Raw genomic sequence first — 21,619 nt, forward strand, 5'->3', positions numbered from 1 at the left:
CCCTGCCGGGGCCCCACGGATGGGCAAAGCCCGTCACGTCCGCCCCGCCCCGCGTCCGTCGGCACCTCAAGGAGCCCCATGCGCACGGAGAAGGAACAGACCGAAGAACCCCCGCCGCCGGTGGCGGCCGGCCCTCGCCCCTCCTGGGTGACCGACCAGCTGATCGGGGAATGGTGCGCGTGGGTACACCGGGACGCGGCGCGCCCCGATCGGGACACCGCACGTCCGGTGGTCGCGCTCGCGCCGTTCGACCTCTCCCCCGTCGCGCCCGTTCCCGTCTGCGCCCCGGCGGACGTCGTCGGCGCGGTCGCCGAGGCCCGCACGGCCCAGCGGGAGTGGGCACGGCTGCCGCTCGCCCGCCGCGGCGAGATCGTGCTCGCCTTCCACGACCTGCTGCTCGCCCGGCAGGACCAGGTGCTCGACCTGATCCAGTGGGAGACCGGCAAGGCCCGCTACCACGCCTGGCAGGAGGTGGCACAGGTCGCGACCCTCGCCCGGCACTACGCACGCCGCGCCGCCCGGTACCTTTCCCCCCGCCGTGTACGCGGAATGGTGCCCGGCCTGACCAGGGTCAGGGAGACGCGGGTGCCGAAGGGCGTGGTCGGCGTCGTCTCCCCCTGGAACTACCCCCTCTACCTGGGCGTCGGTGACGTGCTCCCGGCCCTGCTGGCCGGCAATGCCGTCGTCTCCAAGGCGGACGAACAGACCGCGCTGACCGTGCTGTGGACCCGGGCGCTGCTGGACGAGGCGGGACTGCCCCCCGGAGTGTGGCGGGTGGTGGCCGGCGACGGGGCGGTGGTGGGCACCGCCCTGGTCGACTCCGTCGACTTCGTCTGCTTCACCGGGTCGACCGCGACCGGACGCGGCGTCGCGGAGCGCGCCGCCCGGCGGCTGATCGGCTCTTCCCTCGAACTCGGGGGCAAGAACCCGCTCATCGTGCGCGCGGACGCCGACCTCGCGGCGGCGGTGGCCGGCACGGTCACCGCCGCCTTCGCGAACACCGGGCAGATGTGCATCCACATCGAGCGCGTCTACGTGCACGAGGAGGTCTACGACGCCTTCCGCGAACGGCTCGTCCGGGCGACGGAGGCCCTGCGGCCGGGGCCGTCCTACGACTACGCCGCCGACCTCGGATGCCTGGTCTCCCCTGCGCGGCTCGCCGCGGTCGAGGCGCACGTCGGCGACGCCGTCGCCAAGGGGGCGAAGGCGCTGACGGGCGGGCACGCCCTGCCCGCCATCGGCCCACTGTTCTACGCCCCGACGGTCCTGGAGGGCGTCACCCCCGACATGGCCGTCTGGGGGCAGGAGACGTTCGGCCCGGTCGTCTCGCTGTACCCGTACGCGACGGACGACGAGGCGCTCGAGCTGGCCAACGAGGGCACGTACGGCCTGTCGGCATCGATCTGGTCGAAGGACACCCGGACGGCCGCCCGGATGGCGGGGCTGCTCCGCGCCGGTGCCGTCAACATCAACGACGGTGCCGCCGCCGCGGCCGGCAGTGTCGAGGCGGGCATGGGCGGCCTGGGCGACAGCGGGCTCGGCCGCCGCCACGGGGCCGAGGGCATCCTCAAGTACACCGAGAGCCAGACCGTCGCCGTGCAGCGCCTCATGCCGCTCGGCCCCGGCCCGGGGCAGTCGGCCGAGGACTTCGTCCACCGGACCAACGGTCAGCTGGCCCTGCTCCGCCGGCTGCGTGTGCGGTGAGGGACGAGACGGGCACGGTGTCCGTGCACGGGCGCCCGCCCCGGGCCGGGGCCGGCACGAAGGTCTCCGTCCTGCTCTCCCGCGGCTCCGCGCTCGGCGAACTCGTCGAGGCCGAGCTGGACGAGCCGCGCGACGACGAGGTCCTCGTCCGTGTCGAGGCCGTCGGGGTGTGCCATACGGACCTCCTCGCCCAGAAGCGGCTGGGGAGCCGGGCGGCCGTGCTGGGGCACGAGGGGTGCGGCACCGTGGAGCGCCTGGGCCCCCGCGCGGAAGGACTCGCGGTCGGGGACCGGGTGGTGATCTCCTTCGCCTCCTGCGGAGAGTGCGTCCCGTGCCGGTCCGGCTTCCCGGGGTACTGCGCCTGCTCGACCACGCTCAACGGTTCGGGACGGCGACGGGACGGCTCACCGACCCTGCGCGTCGGGGGCGAGCCCGTGTTCGGCTCCTTCTTCGGCCAGTCGTCCTTCGCCACGGCGGTCCTGGCCTCTGCCCGGTCCTGCGTCCCCGTGGGGGACCTGCCTCCGGAGGTCGCCGCTCCCCTGGGCTGCGGCTTCCTGACCGGCGCGGGCGCGGTGCTCAACGTGCTGCGGCCCCGGCCCCTCGACCGGCTCCTGGTTGTCGGCGCCGGCGGTGTGGGGGCCGCCGCGGCGCTCACGGCGCTCTCCGAGGGCGTCGAGGTCGTCGTGGCGGAGCCGGTCGAGGCCCGTGGCGCGCTGCTCACCGCATACGGTGCCACGGCCGTCGCCTCGCTGGACGAACCGATCCCCCCGGTGACCCACGCCCTGGACACCACGGGACGGCCCGAGGCGATCGCCCGCGCGCTCTCCCTGCTCCGGCCGCGCGGCGCGCTCGCGCTCGTCGGGCTCGGCCCCGCCGAGATACCTCTCGACGTCCGGTCCCTGACGATGCGCGGGTTGCGGCTGCTCGGCTGCGTCGAGGGCGACGCCGAACCGGCGCTGCTCATAACCGAGCTGATCCGGCGCCACCGCGACGGGCTGCTGCCCCTCGACCGGCTGGTGACCACCTACGCCCTCGACGACGTGGAGCGCGCGGTGGCGGACCAGCGGGCGGGCCTGACGCTGAAGGCGGTCCTCCTGCCCGGAGCCCGGCAGCACCGCCCCCTCGCCCCCCCCTCTCCTCGTCCCTGGCCCGGACGCGCTCCGAAGCACGGCTCCGCACCCGCCTCACCACCCGTTCCGAGACAGGGGTCCTCCTCATGACCGACGTGATCTCCAGCCGCCGCGCGCTCTACGAGGGCGAGCACGAGCTCCTGCGGGAAACGGCCCGCGCCTTCGCCGACAAGCACGCCGCCCCGCACGCCGAGCGGTGGCGCTCCGAGGGGCGGGTCGACCGCGCCCTCTTCGAGGAGGCCGCCCGCGCCGGCATCCTCGGCTTCAACATCCCCGAGGAGTACGGCGGCGGCGGGGTGACCGACTACCGCTTCAACTCCGTGATCGGCGAGGAGTTCTCCCGCCACCCCGCGTCCGACGGGCTCGCCGGGGTGACGCTCTCCAACGACATCGTCGTGCCCTACTTCACCGACCTGACCGACGAGGAGCAGAAGGCGCGGTGGCTGCCCGGTATCGCCTCCGGGGAGCTGATCGTCGCCGTGGCGATGACCGAACCCGGCACCGGCAGCGATCTGGCCGGCATCGCCACCACCGCCGTCCGCGACGGCGACGCGTATGTGGTCAACGGCAGCAAGGTCTTCATCTCCAACGGCCAGAACGCCGACCTCGTCGTCACCGCCGTGCGCACAGGTCCCGACCGGCACGGCGGGATCAGCCTGCTGGTCGTCGAGGCGGACCGGCCCGGCTTCAGCCGGGGGCGCAACCTGGAGAAGGTCGGTCTGCACGCCCAGGACACCAGCGAGCTGTTCTTCCAGGACGTGCGGGTGCCCGCGGCCAACCTCCTCGGCGAGGAGGGTTCGGGCTTCGCCGCGCTGATGCGCAACCTCCCCCAGGAGCGGATCTCGATCGCCGCCAACGCGATGGCGTCCATCGAGGGCGTGCTCGAACGGACCCTGGAGTACGTGAAGGAGCGCAGGGCGTTCGGCCGGCCGATCGGCTCCTTCCAGAACACCCGCTTCGAACTCGCCGAGATGGTCACGACGGCCCGGGTGGGCCGTTCCCACCTGGACGACCTGCTCGCCCGGCACTCCCGGGGCGAGCTCACCGCGGTGGACGCGGCCGCCGCGAAGTTCTGGGCCACCGAGCAGTACGTGAACATCGTAGGGCGCTGTCTGCAACTCCACGGCGCCTACGGCTACATGCTGGAGTACCGCATCGCGCACGACTACCTCGACTCGCGGATCACCACCGTCTACGGCGGCACCACCGAGATCATGAAAGAGATCGTCGGCCGCGACCTGGGCCTCTAGGTGCTGTCCGGAAGGCTGCCCCGCGCCCGGGCGAGGCTTTCCGGACAGGGCCTGGGCCCGTTCCTCCGCTCCGGGCGTCCCCGCCCGTCGAGCACCCCGGGGTCCGGGCCCGTCCGGATCCTTCCCGTCCCAGGAAAGGGAGCGTCATGTCCGACGCCTACATCTACGAGGCCGTGCGGACGCCGCGCGGCAAGAACCGCGGCGGAGCGCTGCACGGCACCAAGCCGGTCGATCTGGTCGTGGGCCTGATCCACGCGGTCCAGGAGCGCAATCCCTCACTCGCCCCGGAGCTGATCGACGACATCGTGCTCGGTGTGGTGTCGCCGGTCGGGGAGCAGGGCGGCGACATCGCCCGTACCGCCTCGCTGGTGGCGGGGCTGCCGCACACGGTGGCCGGTGTTCAGGTGAACCGTTTCTGCGCTTCTGGTCTGGAGGCGGTGAACCTCGCCGCCCAGAAGGTGGCCTCCGGCTACGAGAGCCTCGTCCTGGCAGGCGGCGTCGAGTCGATGTCGCGCGTTCCCATCGGCTCGGACGGCGGCGCCTACGCGCAGGACCCCACCACCGCCTACGACGCGTACTTCGTGCCCCAGGGCATCGGCGCCGACCTGATCGCGACGCTGGAGGGCTTCACCCGCGAGGACGTCGACGCCTACGCGGCCCGCTCGCAGCAGCGGGCCGCGACCGCCTGGCGCGAGGGGCGCTTCGGCAGGTCGGTCGTACCGGTCCGGGACATGAACGGGGTCCTGCTCCTCGACCGCGACGAGCACCTCCGGCCCGGCACCACGGTGGAGAGCCTCGCCGCGCTGCCGGCCGCCTTCGCCGGTGTCGGCGCAGCGGCCGGTTTCGACGCGGTCGCGCTGCAGAAGTACCACCACCTGGAGCGGATCGAGCACGTCCACCACGCGGGCAACAGCTCCGGCATCGTCGACGGCGCCGCGCTCACCCTGATCGGCAGCCGGGAGATCGGCGAGCGCTTCGGGCTCCTCCCGCGCGCCCGGATCGTAGCGACGGCCGTCACCGGCGCCGAGCCCACCATCATGCTCACCGGTCCGACGCCCGCCACCAGGAAGGTGCTCGCGGCGGCGGGCCTGGAGGTCGACGACATCGACCTGTTCGAACTGAACGAGGCCTTCGCGGCGGTCGTCATGAAGTGGCAGCGCGACCTGAAGGTTCCCGACGAGAAGGTCAACGTCAATGGCGGGGCCATCGCACTGGGCCACCCGCTGGGCGCCACCGGAGCCATGATCCTCGGCACCCTGCTCGACGAGCTGGAGCGGACCGGCGGTCGCCGCGGCCTCGTGACGCTCTGCGTCGGCGCCGGGATGGGCATCGCCACCGTCGTCGAACGCCTCTGACCCCACGCGACGAAAGGAAACCCCCGACATGACCACATCCGCCATCGCCTATCTGCGCGACGCCGACGGCGTCGTCACGCTCGTCCTGGACGACCCCGTCTCCTCGGTCAACACCATGAACGACGCCTTCATGGCCGGCCTGGAGGAGTGCGTGCCTCGGCTGGAGGCCGAACGCGACGAGATCACCGGAGTCCTGCTCGTCTCCGCCAAGAAGACCTTCTTCGCGGGCGGTGACCTGAACCGGCTGCGCGCGGGCAGCGCCGACCGGGCGGCCGAGGAGACCGCGTACATCGACCGCATGAAGGACTGGATGCGGCGTCTGGAGAAGCTGGGCCGCCCGGTCGTCGCGGTCCTGAACGGCACCGCCCTGGGCGGTGGCCTGGAGGTCGCCCTCTGCGCCCACCGCCGGATCGCCGTCGACCTGCCCGGCAGCCGCTTCGGCCTGCCCGAGGTCGGCCTCGGTCTACTGCCCGGCGGCGGCGGCATCACCCGTACCGTGCGCATGCTCGGCCTGCACAAAGCCCTGTCCGATGTCATTCTGTCCGCCCGGAAGTTCGACGCCCGGGGGGCGCTGGCCACCGGACTCGTCGACGAACTGGCCCCGGACGCCGGAGAGGCCGAGGCGCGGGCGCGGGCCTGGATCGCCGGGCATCCGGAAGCGGCGCAGCCGTGGGACGCGAAGGGCTTCCGGCTTCCCGGCGGCGAGGTGGGCGATCCGGAGATCGCCGCGACCCTGCCCGCTCTGTCGGGGCTGCTGCGCAAGCGGACCCGGGGGGCACCGGTGCCGGCGCCGCGCGCCGCGCTGGCCGCCGCCGTCGAGGGCGCCCACGTCGACTTCGACACCGCCTCGCGGGTGGAGACCCAGTACCTCGTCAGCCTGCTCGGCGGACAGGTCACCAAGAACATGATCAAGGCGTTCTTCTTCGATCTGCAACAGATCAACTCCGGCACGAGCCGCCCGGACGGGTTCGAACGCTTCGCCGCTCGGAAGGTCGGGGTCGTCGGCGCGGGCATGATGGGCGCGGGCATCGCCTACGTGAGCGCCAGGGCAGGCATCGACGTCGTCCTGAAGGACGTCACCCTCGAAGCCGCGGAGCGGGGCAAGGACTACGCGCGGGGTCTGGAGGCGAAGGCCCTGAAGGCGGGCCGGACCTCCCGGGAGCGCTCCGACGTGCTGCTGGGACGGATCCGCACGACGGCGGAGGCGGCCGACTTCGCCGGGGTCGACTTCGTCGTCGAGGCCGTCTTCGAGTCGGTGCCGGTGAAACAGGAGGTCTTCCAGGAGATCCAGGGCATCGTGGAACCCGACGCGGTGCTCGGGTCCAACACCTCCACCCTGCCGATCAGCCTGCTGGCCAAGGGCGTGGCACGCGAGCGCGACTTCATCGGCATCCACTTCTTCAGCCCTGTCGACAGGATGTCCCTGGTCGAGATCGTCCGGGGCGTGCACACCTCCGACGAGACGCTCGCCAAGGTCTTCGACTACGTCCTCCAGATCGGCAAGACCCCCATCGTCGTCAACGACTCGCGGGGCTTCTTCACCTCCCGGGTGATCGGGCGCTTCATCGCCGAGGCCGTCGCCGCCGTCGGCGAGGGCGTCGAGCCGGCCAGCGTCGAGCAGGCCGCGCTCCAGGCCGGCTACCCGGCGGGCGCGCTCCAGCTCCTCGACGAGCTGACCCTGTCCCTGACGCAGAGGATCCGCGTCGAGACCCGGGCCGCCGAGGAGGCCGAGGGGAAGACCTGGATTGCGCACCCCTCGGAGGACGTCGTCGACTGGATGCTGGAGCAGGGTCGCGTCGGACGGCGCGAACGCGCCGGCTGGTACGACTACGACGCCTCCGGCAGGCGGACCGGCATCTGGCCGGGCGTCCGCGAGCGGTACGGGTCGGGGCGGCTCGTCCTGCCGCTGCGGGACCTCCAGGAGCGCATGCTGTTCGCGGAAGCCCTCGACACCATCGACTGCCTCGATACGGGCGTGCTGACCAGCGTGGCCGACGCGAACGTGGGCTCGATCCAGGGCATCGGCTTCCCCGCCTGGACCGGCGGCGTGCTGCAGTACGTCAACCAGTACGAGGGCGGCCTGCCCGGCTTCGTCGACCGGGCGCGCGAGCTGGCCGCGGCGTACGGAGAGCGGTTCCTGCCGCCGGCGTCGCTGGTGGAGCGTGCCGAGCGGGGCGAGAGCTATGTCTGAGGCCGTCGCCGCCACGCCGCGGCTGCGCACCCGCTTCACGGAGCTTCTGGGCATCGAGCATCCCGTGGTGCAGGGCGGGATGATGTGGGTGGGGCGGGCCGAACTGGCCGCCGCCGTCTCGGAAGCGGGCGGGCTCGGCATCGTGACGGCCCTCACCCAGCCCACCCCGGCGGACCTGGCACGGGAGATCGAGCGGACCCGCGCGCTCACCGACAAGCCGTTCGGCGTCAACCTCACGATCCTTCCGGCGATCACGCCACCGCCCTACGACGAGTACCGCCGGGCGATCGTCGACTCCGGGGTGACGATCGTCGAGACGGCGGGCTCCAGCCCCGAACCGCACATGGAGTTCTTCGCGGACCACGGAGTGCGGGTCATCCACAAGTGCACGAGCGTCCGGCACGCCGTGAAGGCCGAGCGGCTCGGGGTGGCCGCGGTGTCGATCGACGGATTCGAGTGCGCGGGACATCCCGGCGAGGACGACGTGCCCGGCCTCGTACTGGTGCCGGCGGCCGCAGACGCGCTCACGATCCCCTTCATCGCCTCGGGCGGCTTCACCGACGGGCGCGGACTGGCGGCGGCGCTGGCCCTCGGTTCGGACGGGGTCAACATGGGCACCCGTTTCCTCTGCTCCGAAGAGGCGCCGGTGGCGGAGGCCGTCAAGCGCAGGATCGTCGAAGCGTCCGAACGTGACACCCGGCTCATCTTCCGCGAGCTGCGCAACACGGCCCGGGTGGCCCGCAACGCGGTCAGCACGGAGGTCGTCCGGATCCTGGCGGACGGCGGGGCGTTCGCGGACGTCCAGCACCTGGTGGCGGGAGCGCGCGGGCGGCGGGTCTTCGAGGAGGGCGACCTCGAAGCCGGAATCTGGTCCGTCGGCCTGTCCCAGGGGCTGGTGCGTGACATCGCCCCGGCCGGACTGCTGGTGGAGCGGATCGTGCGCGAGGCACGGAACGTGATCGAGCGGCTTTCGGGAACGTTCGCCGACGGGAGCGGCCCGGCGCCGCTGTTCGCCGCAGCGGGCGGGGCCCCGGCGGCGTAGCGCCTCCTCGCCCCGCCTTCCGCCACCCCGCAGAACCGTGCGCCGCGGGGACCCTCGTCCGTCCTCCGGGAGCCGCCTCCGCACCCCGTCGGCCTCGGTCCTCGGATCCGTCCCCGTGAGCGCACTGTGGCCGGACCACTGAACGCCCCCGTGAACGCACCCCGGCAGGAGAGCACGTGACGTCTCTTCCCCTTTTCCCCGACGTGGCGGAGCCGCGCGCGCGGACCCGCCGGTTCGTGCGCGAGGTCGTCGCCGTCGCCGGACCCGCCCCCGGTCGGCGGCTCGACCGGACCACACGCGACCGACTGCGGGCAGCGGCGAGAAGGGCCGGCGCACTCGCGCCGCACGTCCCGAAGGAGCGCGGCGGGCAGGGCCTGTCCGTCGAGCACGGGTCGCCGGCCCTCCAGGAGGCCGGCCCCAGCCCGGCTCTCCCCTCGTGACGGCCGGGCCGCTGTTCTCCGACGCCCCCTTGCCATACCCACTCGCACCGCGCGCCGGTGGCGGCGGTGCCGACAGGAGGGACCACCCATGGGCCGCTACAGCCGACTCCGTCGCATCCGGCGGATGGACCCCCGGCAGGACCACGAGCTGATCTTCCGGTGGATCACCCAGTACGAGTTCCCCCGCGACTACCTCCACGGGACGTCCGTCGCCTTCCTCCGCGACTACGGCGTCCCTCGTATCTCCCGGCTCCTCGATCGCACCCAGGAGTTCGAACGGGCCGGCCAGAAGCGGTACGACGACACGGTGCTGCTCGCCTACGAAATGGTCCGCGAAGGGATGGACTCGGAGCACGGCAGGAGGGCCGCCCGTCACCTGAACCGCATCCACGGCCGCTACCGCATCCCCGACGAGGACTTCCTCTATGTCCTGGCCACCACGGTGGTGGGACCGAAACGGTGGATCGACCGGTACGGCTGGCGTCGGCTGTCACCGCAGGAGACCGAGAGTCTGGCGCTGGTGGGGCACCGGATGGGCGAGATGATGGACATCCCCGGGGTGCCCGACACCTACGCCGCCTTCGAGCGCCTCCACGACGCCTACGAGCACGAGATGTTCGCGTACGACCCCGCCAACCGCCGGGTCGCGGCGGCGACCTTGCGGATCATGGCCTCCTGGTACCCGGCACCACTGCGGCGGGTGGCGTCCCGGATCGTGCTCGCCGTCCTGGACGAGCCGCTCCTGGAGGCGCTCGGCTTCCGGCCGCAACCGCGCCCGCTGCGGGCCGTGGTCCACCGCGCGTTCCGTGTCCGGGCCGCGCTGATACGCCTGCTCCCCGGCCGGCCGGAGTGGCTGCCGCGCAAGCCTGTGGCACGCACCTACCCCTTCGGCTGGACTCTCGACGACCTGGGCCCCCACTGGGCACACTCCCGAGCGCCGGAGCCGCTCGCGGACGAAGCACCGCCGCGGCCGGTTCCCGGCCCCGACTCGCCCGTGCCGCCGTCCACCGACCGCACGGAGCGCCGATGACCGGTCCTCCGCAGGACACGTGGAACATGGGGAACCGTCGACTCGCCACTTCCAGAGGGCAGTCCGCTTCTTCCACGCGACCGCACCCGTTCCGTACACCCCCGATTCCACCCCGCGACCCCGACGAAAGGACATCCGCATGGACGTGCACGAGGCCCGCGTCCGGTTCCGAGAGCTCCAGGAGGTGCGGGAGGAGGACGGTCCGATCGACCCGGCCGTACTCGACGCGGTCTGGGCCGCACTCGCCACCGTTCGCCCCGAGGACATCCTCGGGGCGTGGAGGGGTGGCGAGTTCCGCACCGGCCATCCCCTGAACGGCATGCTGGAGAAGGCCGGTTGGTACGGCAAGACGTTTGTCTCCCCGCACGATGCCAAGCCGCTGATCTGCCGGGACGCCGAGGGGGCGTTCTACTCCGACCGCGCGCTCGGCAAGGGCGAGGCCAGCTTGTGGAGCGTCGAGTTCCGGGGGGAGACGACGGCCACGATGCTCTATGACGGGCAGCCGGTCCTCGACCACTTCAAGCGGGTGGACGACACCACCCTGATGGGGATCATGAACGCGAAGGGGGTGCCGGCCGAGGGCCCCTTCTTCTACTTCTTCCTCGAACGGGACCCCGAGGGCCGGGGCGGAGACGCGGGGCACGGCGACGGGCGGACGGGGGCACGACGGTAGGCCCTCTGCCGTCCGGTGGCGTGTGATTCACTGATCGGCATGGTTCCCGCCACCCCTTCCGCCCGCCCCGTCCCGGCCACCCGGCCGCGTAACCGCAGACAGCTCATCCTCGACGCGGCCGGGCGGGTCTTCAGCGAGCGCGGCTACCACGCCTCCTCCATGGAGGAGGTCGCCGTCGGCGTGGGCATCACCGCGACCGCGCTGTACCGGCACTTCCCGAACAAGTACGCGCTGTTCGCGGAGTGCGCCGACGTCATGGTGGACGGGCTGGTGGAGGCGCTCGAGGAGGTGGCGCCCGAAGCGCCCCTGGCGGAGGTCCTCGGGGCAGCCGCCCGGATTACCGTCGCCCATCGCGCGTCGGGAGGGGTGTACCGGTGGGAGGCGCGGTACCTCAAGCGCGAGGACCGCCGACGGCTCGCGGTGAAGTTCGACCACCTGGTGGAACGGGTCGACGCCGCCGTGCAGCGCGAGCGCCCCCTGCCCGACGGATGCCTGCGGGCCACGGCGGCCCTCGGTGTGATCGGGTCGATCACGATGCACCACACCTCCATCGCCCCCCGGCGGGCCGAGGAGTTGCTGATGGCGTCCGCGCTGCGCGTGGCCGCGACCGACCCGGCTGCGGGACGACACGACGCGCCCGCTGTGGCGCTGCCCGTGCGGCCGGTGCCTCGCACACGCCGCGAGGAGATCCTCGCGGCCTCCGTCCCGCTGTTCGCCCGGGACGGGTTCGCCAATGTCACGAACGGACAGATCGCGGAAGCGGTGGGGCTGACCCCGTCCGCGCTCTACCGCCACTACCCCGGGAAGATCGACATCCTTGCCGCGGCGTGTCTCCAGGCGGCGGAGCTGCTCTCCCAGGGCGTGGAGCGGAGCCTCCAGGGGGTGGCGGAGCCGCAGGAGGCCCTCGTCGCGCTGGCGGCGACGTACGTGGCCTACAGCTTCGAGTACACCGACCTCAACAGCGTCGCCGAGGCCGAGCTCCCCGGCCTCCCCGACGGGCTGCGGGGCCCCCTGGTCCTCGCCCAGCGGCGGCACGTCGGCGTCTGGGAGCAGCAGTTGCGCCTGGTCCGCCCGGAGCTGGACTCGCGCCAGGCCAGGGCGCTGGCGCACGCCGCGTTCGGGGTGGTGGTGGAGACGGGTCGTCATCTGCGGTGGAAGGACGGCCCCGCCGAACGGGCGGCCGCGACCGGCCTGGCCATGGCGGCGCTGGGCCTCTGAGCACCCGGCCGGACGCGGTAAAGGGCCGAAGCCCGGGGGGCCGGCCTCAGGCCGCCCTGTTCCCCGTGGGGATCGTGATGGGGGTCGTCTTGCCCGAGGAGCCCTTGTTGAGGAAGAGCATGGCCAGGGCCCGCACGAACTGGTCGAGCATGTAGAAGCCGGCCGGCATGATCGGCGACAGCCCCTCGCGGAAGAGGATGAAGGCCGGCCAGGCGACACGGACCAGCGCCGCCGCGGCGTAGTCGCGCCGCAGCCCCAGCCAGTCGCCGACCTCGTCGCTGAGGACGTACCGCACGAACTCGTTGAGGAAGCCGCGGGTGACGCCCAGGTCGATCTGGGCGGTCAGGCCGAGCAGCTCCTCGGCCAGGGCGATGCCCTCGGTCGACGGAGTGAGAATCGGGGTGAGGACCCGCGCCGACTGCCGCTCCGCCTCCGCCCAGGTCCGGGGGATGTGCTCGACGGGCACGCCGAGCAGATGGATGGCGACCTGCCACGAGTGCAGGAACGCCTCCTGGTCGGCGGCCGGGAAGGGGATCCGCCAGTCCCGCAGCTTCCGGTACACGTACGTGCCCAGGCTGTGGAAGGTGACGAGGATGTCGGCGGCGCTGATCGGGATCGTCTCGTCGGCCACCGCCCGCCAGTGCGGCGACTGCGGCAGCAGGTGGCGCACGGCGGCGTGCACCACGCGCGTCTTGTTGGCCGTGACGACGAACTGCCCCGACGGCTCGAAGGCGTTCAGCTCCGCCAGGTCGTAACCGAAGGTGAACGTCTTGGCCGCGCGGTCCTGCATGTGAGCGCCGCCCGCGGACCAGTAGACGCTCTTGGCCTCGCGGGGGATGACGGTGCTCATGATGCCGCTGCCGAGGCCGTACAGCATGAAGAGGTACGTGTCCCGGCGCCGGTTGAAGTCGGCGGCACGGGCGAGCTTGGCCGGGTCGGCCCAGGAGGGCAGCCTGTTGACCCGCCCCAGGTACGCGGCGAACTCTGGCGGCAGGCCGACGGGCAGCGGGTCGTCGTTGTTCACCCAGGACGCCCAGGCGGTGTTGATCCCCGGCACCTTGCCCTGTTCGAGCATCGAGACCATCAGCGGGTCCGCCGCCTCGTCCCAGATCCACTCGGGGCCGGTGCCCGTCGCGGCCGGGGCCGCCGAGCCCGTCGCGGCCCACGCCTGGAGGGGGTTCGCCGCGCTCACGAGGCCGAGGGCCACACCGAGTGACAGCGCCTTTCGCCTACTGAGGTTGTCCATTGACTTACCTGCTTCCCTGAGGACTCGGACAGTTCGAGGTTCCTTGGTGGACTTGCCGTTCGAGCAGCACGCGCGCAGTGGACCCCCGTCACGCGGGTGTGATTTTCGATTAACATAGCGATGCACCCCTCCGTCGGCAATGGGTGTGACACGCCCTCCCTGACCGGGCTGCGCCACACCGCTGCCCGGCTCGCATCAGCGCGGCGACAGGGCGCCGCGGCAGCAGCGCGCCAAGCTCCCGGCGGAACACCGGACCGAGTTCGAGGCCGGTGACGTCACACGGGTGGCGGACGAGCCGGACGCCGGGCCCGTGGGAGGCGAGCCGCCCGAAGGCGATCGGTTCGTGGAGCCGTACCGGCACGCCCGGGCAAGGAAGACGTGACGGCGGGTGCGGTGGATCGGGAGCGCGGAAGGGGAACCGGTCCGCCCTTCCGGGCCGCCCTTCCGGGGCGGCGCTCGGGCCGGCGCTCGGGCCTGCGCTCGTGGACACACGGACGACAAGCCACGGACAAGATCGCCGGGCCGCCGTACTGACGGCTCCCGACGGTGCGAGCCGGCCGACCCCCTCCCCCCTGCCCGACGGTTCGGCTCCTTCGCGTGGACCCGCGAGCGGAGCGCCGCCCGCGGCACGGCCTCCTTCGAATCGGCGTGAGCAGACGACATGAGCGACGACGCCCTCCGGAGCGTCCCGCTGGACACCGCCCGGGAGGCCCCCGAGCAGTTGACGGCGCACGTGCGCGGCGGTGGAACCGAGCTGACGGCGACGACCGCCTGCTCCGTCGGCATGTACACAAACAGTGGGGAACGGCAGGTTTGAAAGCCTTCCGATCGCGCAGACGCTCTCTTGACACAGGCTTTATACGAGCAGGTAGGAGACGCATCATGGGCATCATCGCGTGGATTCTCATCGGCCTCATCGCCGGTTTCATCGCGAAGGCGATCATGCCGGGCAAGGACCCCGGCGGCGTCATCATCACCATCCTGATCGGCATCGCCGGCGGCCTGCTGGGCGGCTTCCTCGGCAAGGTCATCTTCGGCGTCGACTCCATCGACGGCTTCTTCGACCTCTCCACCTGGATCGCGGCCATCATCGGCTCCGTCATCCTCCTGGCCCTCTACCGCCTCGTCACCGGCAACCGACGACACGCCTGAGTGGTCCCTCGAAAACCGCACCACCTGTGAAACGGCTCCGTCCCTTCATCCCGGGACGGAGCCGTTCGCCGTGCCCGGGCCCTCTTCTCCCCGGTCGTGGAGGGGGCCGGATTGCCGCCCTGTTCGGCACTCCGGGCGCGCCCGACGAGGAAACGACGGCCGTTCCCGCCCATGGGCCGCCACCTCGCCGAGCGCGACCCGCTCCGGTTGGTGTCGGCTTTTCCCTGCCCCTGCCTCGGCGGGCCGGCACCGCGAACGTCCGACGGGCGGGGAACGCGTCGGCCTCCCCTCGTTCAAGTGGTGCGGTCGCCGTGCGCACGGAGGTTTGCCGGAGCGGCGGGCGGCAAGGCGGACGGCGGGAAGGGGATTCCGCGAAGCGAAAGGTGGATGTCATGGCCGGGGACGAGAAGGTTCAGGCGAAGGCCGAGCAGGCCAAGGGCAAGGTCGAGGAGACGGCGGGCAGGGCGGTCGGCAACGAGCGGCTGACCGCGGAGGGCCGCGCCGACCAGGCCAAGGGCGACGCCCGTGAGGCCAAGGAGAAGATCAAGGACGCGCTCACCGACTGAGCCGTGCAGGACGAGCCCCCACCCTCTCTCCCCGGGTGGGGGCCTTCTGCGCGCTCGTCGAGGTCCCCACCGAAACCGTTCCGCCCCGTACGTGTCTGTCGCCCCCGGCCACCGCGCTCGTCTTCCACGGCGTCCAGCGGGGCGTGATCCGCGCCGTCCGTCCCCGGGCCGTCCCCCGGCAGGCCGGGCATCCCGCCCCGGCGACCCTGCTGCGCTGTTCGCATTCCTGCCGACCCTGCCCGGCGCCGCTTCGTCGCTGTTCGCGCGGATGCCCGACCGTGCGCCGGAGCCGTGGAAAAACGAATCGGGCAGGGCGGATCTCTATGCCGCGCCGGGCGCGTCGAGCAGGGCGAGGCGGGCGGTGATGCGCTTGCCGGCCGGTTCCCGCTCGACGGACAGCTTCTCGGCGACCTTCTTGATGATCTCCAGGCCGTGCTGGCCCACCCTGCCGGGGTCGGCGGCGCGAACCACCGGAACGGCCGGGTTGCTGTCCCACACCACGACGTCCACACCGCCGGCGCCGATGCGCAGCTGCATCAGGACGGGCCCCAGGGCGTACTTGTGGGCGTTGGTGACCAGTTCGCCGACGACCAGCTCGGTCAGGTCCCGCACACGCTGCGACACCGGCAGGCCGTACTCGGTGCGGATCCTCTCCGGGAAGGCCGCGGCATGGCGACGGGCGGCCGCGATGCGGCTGCCCCCTCCCTCCAGCGTGTAGTCGGCACACACCAGGCCCTCCTCCGCCGGAGGCTGGGCACCGCTTTCACCACCGGTATCACGTTCCACTGGATCCGTCCTCCTTCTCGCTCACGCAGCGCGGCTACCCGACCGAATGATCCTTGAATCGGGACAGATCGATCACGCCGCCGAAGCCGTGGTGACCGCCGCGTTCGGAGCCGCGCCGCTCGGCCTGCTCGGCAGCCGGGCACGGAAGGCCCGGTGTCCCCGGCGGTTCATGCCCGCAGGTAGGTGAGGACGGCCAGGACCCTGCGGTGGGTCTCGTCCGCCGGGGGCAGGTCCAGCTTGGTGAGGATGTTGCTGATGTGCTTGCCGATGGCGGCTTCGGACACCACCAGCTTCTTGGCGATCGCGCCGTTGGACTTGCCTTCGGCGATCAGTGCCAGCACCTCGCGTTCGCGCGGGGTGAGGCGCTCCAGTGGATCGCGGCGGCGGCGCAGCAGCCGGCGCACCACCTCGGGGTCGACCACCGTTCCGCCGTCCGCCACCTTGTGCAGCGCCTCCACGAATTCCTCGACCTGGCCCACTCGGTCCTTGAGCAGATAGCCGACGCCCGATCCGTCGCCGGAGTCCAGGAGTTCGGCGGCGTACGTGCGCTGCACGTACTGGCTGAGGACCAGGACCGGGAGGGTGGGACGCTTCGCGCGCAGCCACACTGCCGCGTGCAGGCCCTCGTCCTGGAAACCGGGCGGCATGCGTACGTCCGTCATCACGATGTCGGGGGCGTGCTCCTCGACCGCCGCGACCAGTGCCCGCGCGTCCCCGACGGCCGACACCACCTCGTGGCCGCAGCGGCCGAGCAGGCCGATGAGCCCTTCCCGCAGCAGCACGCTGTCTTCGGCCAGCACTACGCGGAGCGATCGGCCGTTTCGGTCAGCTCGCAAGGAAACTCCACACGCAACAGAGTCGGTCCGCCCGGCGGACTGGTCAGGGCGAGTCTGCCATCCAGGACGGACACCCGGTCCGCGAGACCGGTGAGGCCGCTGCCGTCCGCGGCGTCCGCGCCGCCGCGGCCGTCGTCCCGCACTTCGAGGAACAGGCGTCCGTCGCGATGACCGCCGCTCACCCGCGCACGGTCGGCCCCGCTGTGTTTGGCGACGTTCGCCAGCGCCTCGCAGACCACGAAGTACGCGGCGGACTCGACGGCCCGGGCCGGCCGGCCCGGCAGTTCCAGGTCGACGTCGACGTCGATCGCGCAGCGGTCGGCGGCATCGGCGACCGCGGTGTGAAGACCGTAGTCCGTGAGGACCTTGGGGTGGATACCGTGGATGAGCTCGCGCAGTTCCGCGAGCGCCCGGCCCGCTTCCTCCTGGGCCTTGGCGAGGTGGTCGGCGAGCGGACCGGGCGGGGTGTCGAGGCGGGCCAGTCCGAGGGCCATCGTCAGGGCCACGAGGCGCTGTTGGGCGCCGTCGTGCAGATCGCGCTCGATGCGGCGCCGCTCGGCCTCGAACGCCTCGACCAACCGGACGCGGGAGCGGGCCAGTTCGACCACCTTGGCGCCGAGCTCTCCCTCGCGGGAGGCGATCAGCAGCCGGGCCAGCTCGGCGCGGGCGCCCGCCGTGACGCCGAGCACGTACCCGCAGAGGATCATCAGGAGCAGGCCCAGAACGGCGACGCCGAACGCGGCCGGCCAGGTGGTGACCGTCCACTGCTTGAGCACCTTCGCCTCGTGGCCGTCGCCGACCGTGGCCATCAGCAGCGGGGTGGAGACCACGGACAGCGGACAGAGCAGGGCGACCGTGATCGCCAGGGCGTCGACCGGCCACAGCAGCCCGGCGAACAACAGCGTGTAGCCGAACTCCCGCCAGGTCGCCTGCTCGCGCAGCCGGGTGGTCAGCCAGGCCCGCAGTCCCGGCGCGGCCGGCACCTGGTGGGGGCCGGAGACCGGGTCGCGGTGGACCAGGCGCAGTCTGCGCCGCTCCATCTCGGCCACCGGGATCCCGCCGAGGGCGACCAGGACGAGCAGCGGCAGCCCCACCAGGACGAAGACGAGCACACCGCAGACCGCGGCCGTCACCACGATCCCCACCAGGGTGGCGACGCCGGTGACCGCGCCGGTCAGCAGGTACGCGGCGGAGCGCCACGGCCAGGCCGACAGCAGGAAGCCCGGCCGGGACATGGCCTGCCACACATTCCGAGAGTGCATGGGCACGACCGTAAGGGGCTCCCCCGGTCCCCCGCCATCGGCCCGGGGCCCGTATCGGAGGTATGCCTGGCCCTACCCCAGGTCTCGTCCTGGCCGTACTGCGTCACGGGAGGCTCCACGGGTTGAGTGGGGGCACCGACGAAGCCCGAGGGAAAGTACTGGTGGGGGACACATGACCAACGACGCCATCCGATTGTGCTCCGTGAGTCGGCGGTACGGCTCGGGCAGTACGTCCGTCACCGCCCTCGACGAGGTGTCGCTCGCCTTCCCGAGGGGGACCTTCACCGCCGTGATGGGCCCGTCCGGGTCCGGCAAGTCGACCCTGCTGCAGTGCGCCGCGGGCCTGGACCGGCCCACGTCGGGCTCGGTCACCGTGGGCGACACCGAACTGACCACGCTGAGCGAGACCAGGCTGACCCTGCTGCGCCGCCGGCGCATCGGCTTCGTGTTCCAGGCGTTCAACCTGCTGCCCTCGCTGACCGCCGAGCAGAACGTGGCCCTGCCCCTGCGGCTGGCGGGCCGCCGCCCGAAGAGGGCACAGGTGCGCGAGGTGCTCGAACAGGTCGGACTCGGCGACCGGGCCCGGCACCGGCCGACGGAGATGTCCGGCGGCCAGCAGCAGCGGGTCGCCCTGGCCCGCGCCCTGATCACCCGCCCCGACGTGCTCTTCGGCGACGAGCCGACCGGCGCGCTCGACTCGCGGACCGGCCGCGAGGTGCTGGCCCTGCTGCGCGGCATGGTCGACCGGGACGGCGGGACGATCATCATGGTCAGCCACGACCCCGTCGCCGCCTCCTACGCCGACCGCGTCGTCTTCCTCGTCGACGGCCGGGTCAACGGCGAGCTGACCGGCGCCTCCGCCGAGGACATCGCGGCGCGCATGACCAGGCTCGAGGTGGCACCGTGCTGAGCACCACGCTGCTGACCCTGCGCACGCGCTGGGTCACCTTCGTCGGCGGTTTCGTCGCCCTCTCCCTGGGCGTGGCCCTGATCGCCGTGATGGGGCTGGCCCTGGCGTCCTCGCTGGACGCTCCCGACCGGGGACCCGAGCGGTTCGCCGCCGCGCCGGTCGTCGTCAAGGGCCGGGACACCCTGGATGTGTCCACCCCGATCGGCGACCGCACCCAGAAGCTCGCGCGGCCGCGGGCCGTGCCCGGCGGCGTCGTCGCGAAGCTGCGGAACCTCGGGACCGTCGTCGAGGACCGGTCGTTCGCCGTGCGGGCCGAGGGCGGGCCCCCCGATCTGGTGGGCCACCCCTGGCCCACGGCGGCCTTCGCGCCGTACCGCCTCGACGCGGGACGCGCGCCCCGGGCCGCGGACGAGGTCGTCGTCAGCGGTGACTGGGCCCGTCCGGGCACCCGGTTGCGGACCGACGGCGGCACGGTGCGCGTCGTCGGCACCGTGGCCGGGCTCGGCTTCGAGAACGCCGTGTTCTACACCGGCACCCGCGCCGCCGAACTGTCGCCGCGCAGCCTCCAGTTGGTGGTCGACGCCGACGCGGCGGCCGTGCGCGGGGCGGTACGCGGCAGCGAGGGCGTCCAGGTCCTCACCGGGGACGCGCGCCGGTACGCCGACGCCGACCCCGACCGGGACGCCGAGGCCCTCACCGCGATGAACGCCATGTTCGGCACGGCCGGCGGCGTCACCGGGTTCGTGTCGGTGTTCGTGGTGGCCTCCACCTTCGCGTTCGCGGTGGCCCAGCGACGCCGCGAGTTCGGACTGCTGCGCACCGCCGGTGCGACCCCGGGACAGGTCCGCCGCATGGTCGTGTACGAGGCGCTCGCGGTCGGCGTGCTCGCCTCGGCCGCCGGCTGTGCGCTCGGTTCCCTCGGAGCGCCCGAGCTCGCCGGGTGGGCGGTCGACGAGGGCCTCGCGCCCCGCTGGTTCACCATCGGCGACTACACCTGGCCGTACCACATGGCGTTCTGGACGGGCCTGTTCATGGCCCTCTGCGGCGTGCTGGCCGCGTCCTGGCGGGCCGGGCGCACCGGCCCCACCGAGGCACTGCGCGAGGCGTCGGTCGACACCCGGCCGATGACCCGGGGCCGTTGGCTGTTCTGCGCCGCCCTGCTGATCACCGCCGTGGTGACACTGGCCCTGGCGCTGGTGACGGACCCGGGCGACCTGCTGCAGCGCAAGAACTATGTGAGCCGCCCGATGCTGCTGATCACCGCGGTCGCGCTGCTCGCGCCGGTGCTGGTGCGGCCGCTGACCCGGGCGATCGCCTGGCTGCCGGCCCAACTGCCGGGCGCCGGGGGGATGCTGGTGCGGGAGAACGCCGCCGCCGGGGTCCGCCGCACCGCCGCCGTCGCGGCGCCCGTGCTGGTCACGGTCGCGCTGGCGGGCTCGCTGCTCGGCGCCACCGCCACCCTCAACGGGGCGAAGGCCGACGAGGTGCGCGAGCGGACGGCCGCCGACTTCGTGGTCACTCCCCCGGGCGACGCCGGCTTCGACGGGGCGACGCTGCGGCGGCTTCGGGCCGTGTCCGGTGCCGACATCTCGCCGAGCTCGTCGAGCGCCGTGTACGTCCTGGAGGACGGCGTGGCGCTCATCAGGTCCGACGCGAGGGCCGTCGAGCCGGGACCGCTGGCGGCAACGGCGCGTCTCCCGCTCGCGGCGGGGACGGTGCGCGACCTGAACGACGACTCGATCATCGTCAACGGAGAGTGGGAGAAGCACACCGTGGGCGAGCGGGTGGACGTGTGGCTCGGTGACGGCACGAGGAAGTCCCTGGAGATCGCCGCGGTCATGACCGTCGGCACCGGCGACAACGGCGTCTACGTCACCCCGCGCAACGCCCCCGCGGCGCCCGTCGACCGGGTCGACGTACGCGTCGCGAACGGTGCCGACGCGGGCACCGTGGCCGCCGATCTGCGTCGGGCGGTGCGGGCCTCGGGCGGGGAGGTCCTCACCGGGGACGCCTGGGTGCGGGCGGTGTACCCCGAGACCGGCCGGACGACCCGGGCGGGCTTCTTCCTGGTCCTCGGGATCGCCCTCCTCTACACCGGCATCTCGCTGGCCAACACGATGGTCATGGCGGCCTCCGACCGCGTCCGCGAGCTTGCCGTGCTGCGGCTGGCCGGCGCCACCAGAGGGCAGGTGCTGCGGCTGGTGAGCGCCGAGGCGCTGACGGTGGTCGTGGTCGGCGGACTGCTGGGAGCGCTGGTCGCCGGGTTCAACCTGGTGGGCATGTGGGGCGCGCTGGGCCTGCTCTCGGTGCGGACGTCGATCGAGATCCCCTGGGGAACGCTCGCGGGGGTTCTGGGCGCCTGCGCGGTGCTCGCCGTGGGCTCGGCGGTCGTTCCGGCCGGTCTCTCCCTGCGCCGCGGGGCGACGGAGCCGACGGGCGCGCGCGAGTGACCGCTGTGCCGACGCCCGGCCGCCCGGACGCGGACCTCGTGGACGGCGGACGGAGGGGCGGAGGGGCACCGGCCGTCCTCTCCCGGCAGGGCGGGCCCGGACCGGGAAGGTCGTACGGGTCGTTCGCACCGGGAAGGTCGTGCGGGTCGTTCGCACCGGCGGACCCGGCCTCCCGGCCTCCCCGAGCGGGGGCGGAGCCGCGGCCGGGCGCGCGTTCCCGCGGCTCGCCTTCCGCCTCCGCGATCCGGTCGGCCCGCTCCTCGACGCCGGGCCGCCCCCGCTCCGCCGGCCCCGTGCCGTCCACAACGCCGCGCGGCCGCGGGGGCACCGCCGGCCGGGACCCTTCAGGGGGTCCAGGCGGTCAGGGCGGCGCGGTGG

The 21,619-nt window shown here is 72.9% G+C and carries 19 protein-coding genes; 15 read left to right on the plus strand and 4 right to left on the minus strand.

From position 1 onward, the window contains the following. Positions 1-78: 78 nt before the first annotated feature. From ACFYZY_RS11545 to ACFYZY_RS11590, 10 genes are all read left to right on the plus strand, one after another. The gene (locus ACFYZY_RS11545; protein ID WP_388692342.1) at positions 79-1,704 is read left to right on the plus strand and encodes a succinic semialdehyde dehydrogenase; all 1,626 of its coding nucleotides are present in this window, start codon (positions 79-81) and stop codon (positions 1,702-1,704) included. Between the two features lie 17 nt (positions 1,705-1,721). Then, positions 1,722-2,924, plus strand: a complete 1,203-nt coding sequence (locus ACFYZY_RS11550) for an alcohol dehydrogenase catalytic domain-containing protein (RefSeq protein ID WP_388692344.1) — start codon at positions 1,722-1,724, stop codon at positions 2,922-2,924. Then, positions 2,921-4,084, plus strand: coding sequence for an acyl-CoA dehydrogenase family protein (locus ACFYZY_RS11555; protein WP_388692346.1), 1,164 nt, complete (start codon positions 2,921-2,923; stop codon positions 4,082-4,084). Before ACFYZY_RS11550 ends, ACFYZY_RS11555 begins: the two co-directional genes overlap by 4 nt. Positions 4,085-4,230: 146 nt before the next feature. Beyond that, entirely contained in the window at positions 4,231-5,439 is a 1,209-nt protein-coding gene (locus ACFYZY_RS11560; RefSeq protein ID WP_388692348.1) for an acetyl-CoA C-acetyltransferase, read from the plus strand. Between the two features lie 28 nt (positions 5,440-5,467). After that, on the plus strand, positions 5,468-7,630 hold the full coding sequence (locus ACFYZY_RS11565) for a 3-hydroxyacyl-CoA dehydrogenase NAD-binding domain-containing protein (protein ID WP_388692350.1): 2,163 nt from the start codon (positions 5,468-5,470) through the stop codon (positions 7,628-7,630). After that, positions 7,623-8,672, plus strand: coding sequence for an NAD(P)H-dependent flavin oxidoreductase (locus ACFYZY_RS11570; protein WP_388692352.1), 1,050 nt, complete (start codon positions 7,623-7,625; stop codon positions 8,670-8,672). Before ACFYZY_RS11565 ends, ACFYZY_RS11570 begins: the two co-directional genes overlap by 8 nt. A 176-nt stretch (positions 8,673-8,848) precedes the next feature. Next, positions 8,849-9,112, plus strand: a complete 264-nt coding sequence (locus ACFYZY_RS11575) for a hypothetical protein (RefSeq protein WP_388692354.1) — start codon at positions 8,849-8,851, stop codon at positions 9,110-9,112. 88 nt (positions 9,113-9,200) lie between these two features. Further along, on the plus strand, positions 9,201-10,142 hold the full coding sequence (locus ACFYZY_RS11580) for an oxygenase MpaB family protein (RefSeq protein ID WP_388692356.1): 942 nt from the start codon (positions 9,201-9,203) through the stop codon (positions 10,140-10,142). 139 nt (positions 10,143-10,281) lie between these two features. Further along, complete coding sequence (locus tag ACFYZY_RS11585) at positions 10,282-10,815, plus strand: DUF4334 domain-containing protein (RefSeq protein WP_388692358.1); 534 nt, start codon at positions 10,282-10,284, stop codon at positions 10,813-10,815. 39 nt (positions 10,816-10,854) lie between these two features. Further along, positions 10,855-12,033: a TetR/AcrR family transcriptional regulator gene (locus ACFYZY_RS11590; RefSeq protein WP_388692360.1), complete on the plus strand. Its 1,179-nt coding sequence runs from the start codon at positions 10,855-10,857 to the stop codon at positions 12,031-12,033. A 46-nt stretch (positions 12,034-12,079) separates the two neighbouring features. Here the strand turns inward: ACFYZY_RS11590 and ACFYZY_RS11595 are convergent, their stop codons facing one another. Then, positions 12,080-13,279, minus strand: a complete 1,200-nt coding sequence (locus ACFYZY_RS11595; RefSeq protein WP_388692362.1) for an oxygenase MpaB family protein — start codon at positions 13,277-13,279, stop codon at positions 12,080-12,082. A gap of 661 nt (positions 13,280-13,940) precedes the next feature. Between ACFYZY_RS11595 and ACFYZY_RS11600 the strand changes: the two genes are divergently transcribed. The 3 genes from ACFYZY_RS11600 (at position 13,941) to ACFYZY_RS11610 (ending at position 14,997) form a co-directional block, all read left to right on the plus strand. Continuing rightward, complete coding sequence (locus ACFYZY_RS11600; protein ID WP_388692364.1) at positions 13,941-14,096, plus strand: hypothetical protein; 156 nt, start codon at positions 13,941-13,943, stop codon at positions 14,094-14,096. Positions 14,097-14,161: 65 nt separating this feature from the next. Then, complete coding sequence (locus ACFYZY_RS11605; protein ID WP_388692366.1) at positions 14,162-14,431, plus strand: GlsB/YeaQ/YmgE family stress response membrane protein; 270 nt, start codon at positions 14,162-14,164, stop codon at positions 14,429-14,431. Between the two features lie 392 nt (positions 14,432-14,823). Then, positions 14,824-14,997 carry a CsbD family protein gene (locus ACFYZY_RS11610; RefSeq protein ID WP_388692368.1) on the plus strand — a complete coding sequence of 58 codons (174 nt, stop codon included), beginning with the start codon at positions 14,824-14,826 and terminating at the stop codon, positions 14,995-14,997. A 321-nt stretch (positions 14,998-15,318) separates the two neighbouring features. On the opposite strand, the gene ACFYZY_RS11615 is transcribed toward ACFYZY_RS11610, so the two are convergent. The 3 genes from ACFYZY_RS11615 to ACFYZY_RS11625 form a co-directional block, all read right to left on the minus strand. Next, entirely contained in the window at positions 15,319-15,729 is a 411-nt protein-coding gene (locus tag ACFYZY_RS11615) for an ATP-binding protein (RefSeq protein WP_388692476.1), read from the minus strand. 221 nt (positions 15,730-15,950) lie between these two features. Then, complete coding sequence (locus ACFYZY_RS11620) at positions 15,951-16,583, minus strand: LuxR C-terminal-related transcriptional regulator (protein WP_388692369.1); 633 nt, start codon at positions 16,581-16,583, stop codon at positions 15,951-15,953. After that, a complete protein-coding gene (locus ACFYZY_RS11625) occupies positions 16,583-17,881 on the minus strand; it encodes a sensor histidine kinase (RefSeq protein WP_388692370.1) in 1,299 nt (432 codons plus the stop codon). Before ACFYZY_RS11625 ends, ACFYZY_RS11620 begins: the two co-directional genes overlap by 1 nt. 172 nt (positions 17,882-18,053) lie before the next feature. On the opposite strand from ACFYZY_RS11625, the gene ACFYZY_RS11630 reads away from it, so the two are divergent. Both ACFYZY_RS11630 and ACFYZY_RS11635 read left to right on the plus strand, forming a co-directional pair. Beyond that, positions 18,054-18,791 (plus strand): ABC transporter ATP-binding protein, encoded by a 738-nt coding sequence (locus tag ACFYZY_RS11630; RefSeq protein WP_388692372.1) that lies wholly within the window; start codon positions 18,054-18,056, stop codon positions 18,789-18,791. Beyond that, the gene (locus ACFYZY_RS11635) at positions 18,785-21,241 is read left to right on the plus strand and encodes an FtsX-like permease family protein (RefSeq protein ID WP_388692374.1); all 2,457 of its coding nucleotides are present in this window, start codon (positions 18,785-18,787) and stop codon (positions 21,239-21,241) included. Before ACFYZY_RS11630 ends, ACFYZY_RS11635 begins: the two co-directional genes overlap by 7 nt. Positions 21,242-21,619: the final 378 nt, after the last annotated feature.

The sequence above is a fragment of the Streptomyces sp. NPDC001744 genome (genome assembly GCF_042892575.1).
Classification (GTDB): Bacteria; Actinomycetota; Actinomycetes; order Streptomycetales; family Streptomycetaceae; genus Streptomyces.

What these genes read in the sequence shown, in the direction of transcription:
- ACFYZY_RS11610 (WP_388692368.1), top strand. Translation starts at nt 14,824, where the DNA reads ATGGCCGGGGACGAGAAGGTTCAGGCGAAGGCCGAGCAGGCCAAGGGC.
- ACFYZY_RS11600 (WP_388692364.1), top strand. Translation starts at nt 13,941, where the DNA reads ATGAGCGACGACGCCCTCCGGAGCGTCCCGCTGGACACCGCCCGGGAG.
- ACFYZY_RS11580 (WP_388692356.1), top strand. Translation starts at nt 9,201, where the DNA reads ATGGGCCGCTACAGCCGACTCCGTCGCATCCGGCGGATGGACCCCCGG.
- ACFYZY_RS11555 (WP_388692346.1), top strand. Translation starts at nt 2,921, where the DNA reads ATGACCGACGTGATCTCCAGCCGCCGCGCGCTCTACGAGGGCGAGCAC.
- ACFYZY_RS11545 (WP_388692342.1), top strand. Translation starts at nt 79, where the DNA reads ATGCGCACGGAGAAGGAACAGACCGAAGAACCCCCGCCGCCGGTGGCG.
- ACFYZY_RS11590 (WP_388692360.1), top strand. Translation starts at nt 10,855, where the DNA reads ATGGTTCCCGCCACCCCTTCCGCCCGCCCCGTCCCGGCCACCCGGCCG.
- ACFYZY_RS11565 (WP_388692350.1), top strand. Translation starts at nt 5,468, where the DNA reads ATGACCACATCCGCCATCGCCTATCTGCGCGACGCCGACGGCGTCGTC.
- ACFYZY_RS11585 (WP_388692358.1), top strand. Translation starts at nt 10,282, where the DNA reads ATGGACGTGCACGAGGCCCGCGTCCGGTTCCGAGAGCTCCAGGAGGTG.
- ACFYZY_RS11605 (WP_388692366.1), top strand. Translation starts at nt 14,162, where the DNA reads ATGGGCATCATCGCGTGGATTCTCATCGGCCTCATCGCCGGTTTCATC.
- ACFYZY_RS11595 (WP_388692362.1), bottom strand. Translation starts at nt 13,279, where the DNA reads ATGGACAACCTCAGTAGGCGAAAGGCGCTGTCACTCGGTGTGGCCCTC.
- ACFYZY_RS11560 (WP_388692348.1), top strand. Translation starts at nt 4,231, where the DNA reads ATGTCCGACGCCTACATCTACGAGGCCGTGCGGACGCCGCGCGGCAAG.
- ACFYZY_RS11630 (WP_388692372.1), top strand. Translation starts at nt 18,054, where the DNA reads ATGACCAACGACGCCATCCGATTGTGCTCCGTGAGTCGGCGGTACGGC.
- ACFYZY_RS11570 (WP_388692352.1), top strand. Translation starts at nt 7,623, where the DNA reads ATGTCTGAGGCCGTCGCCGCCACGCCGCGGCTGCGCACCCGCTTCACG.
- ACFYZY_RS11625 (WP_388692370.1), bottom strand. Translation starts at nt 17,881, where the DNA reads ATGCACTCTCGGAATGTGTGGCAGGCCATGTCCCGGCCGGGCTTCCTG.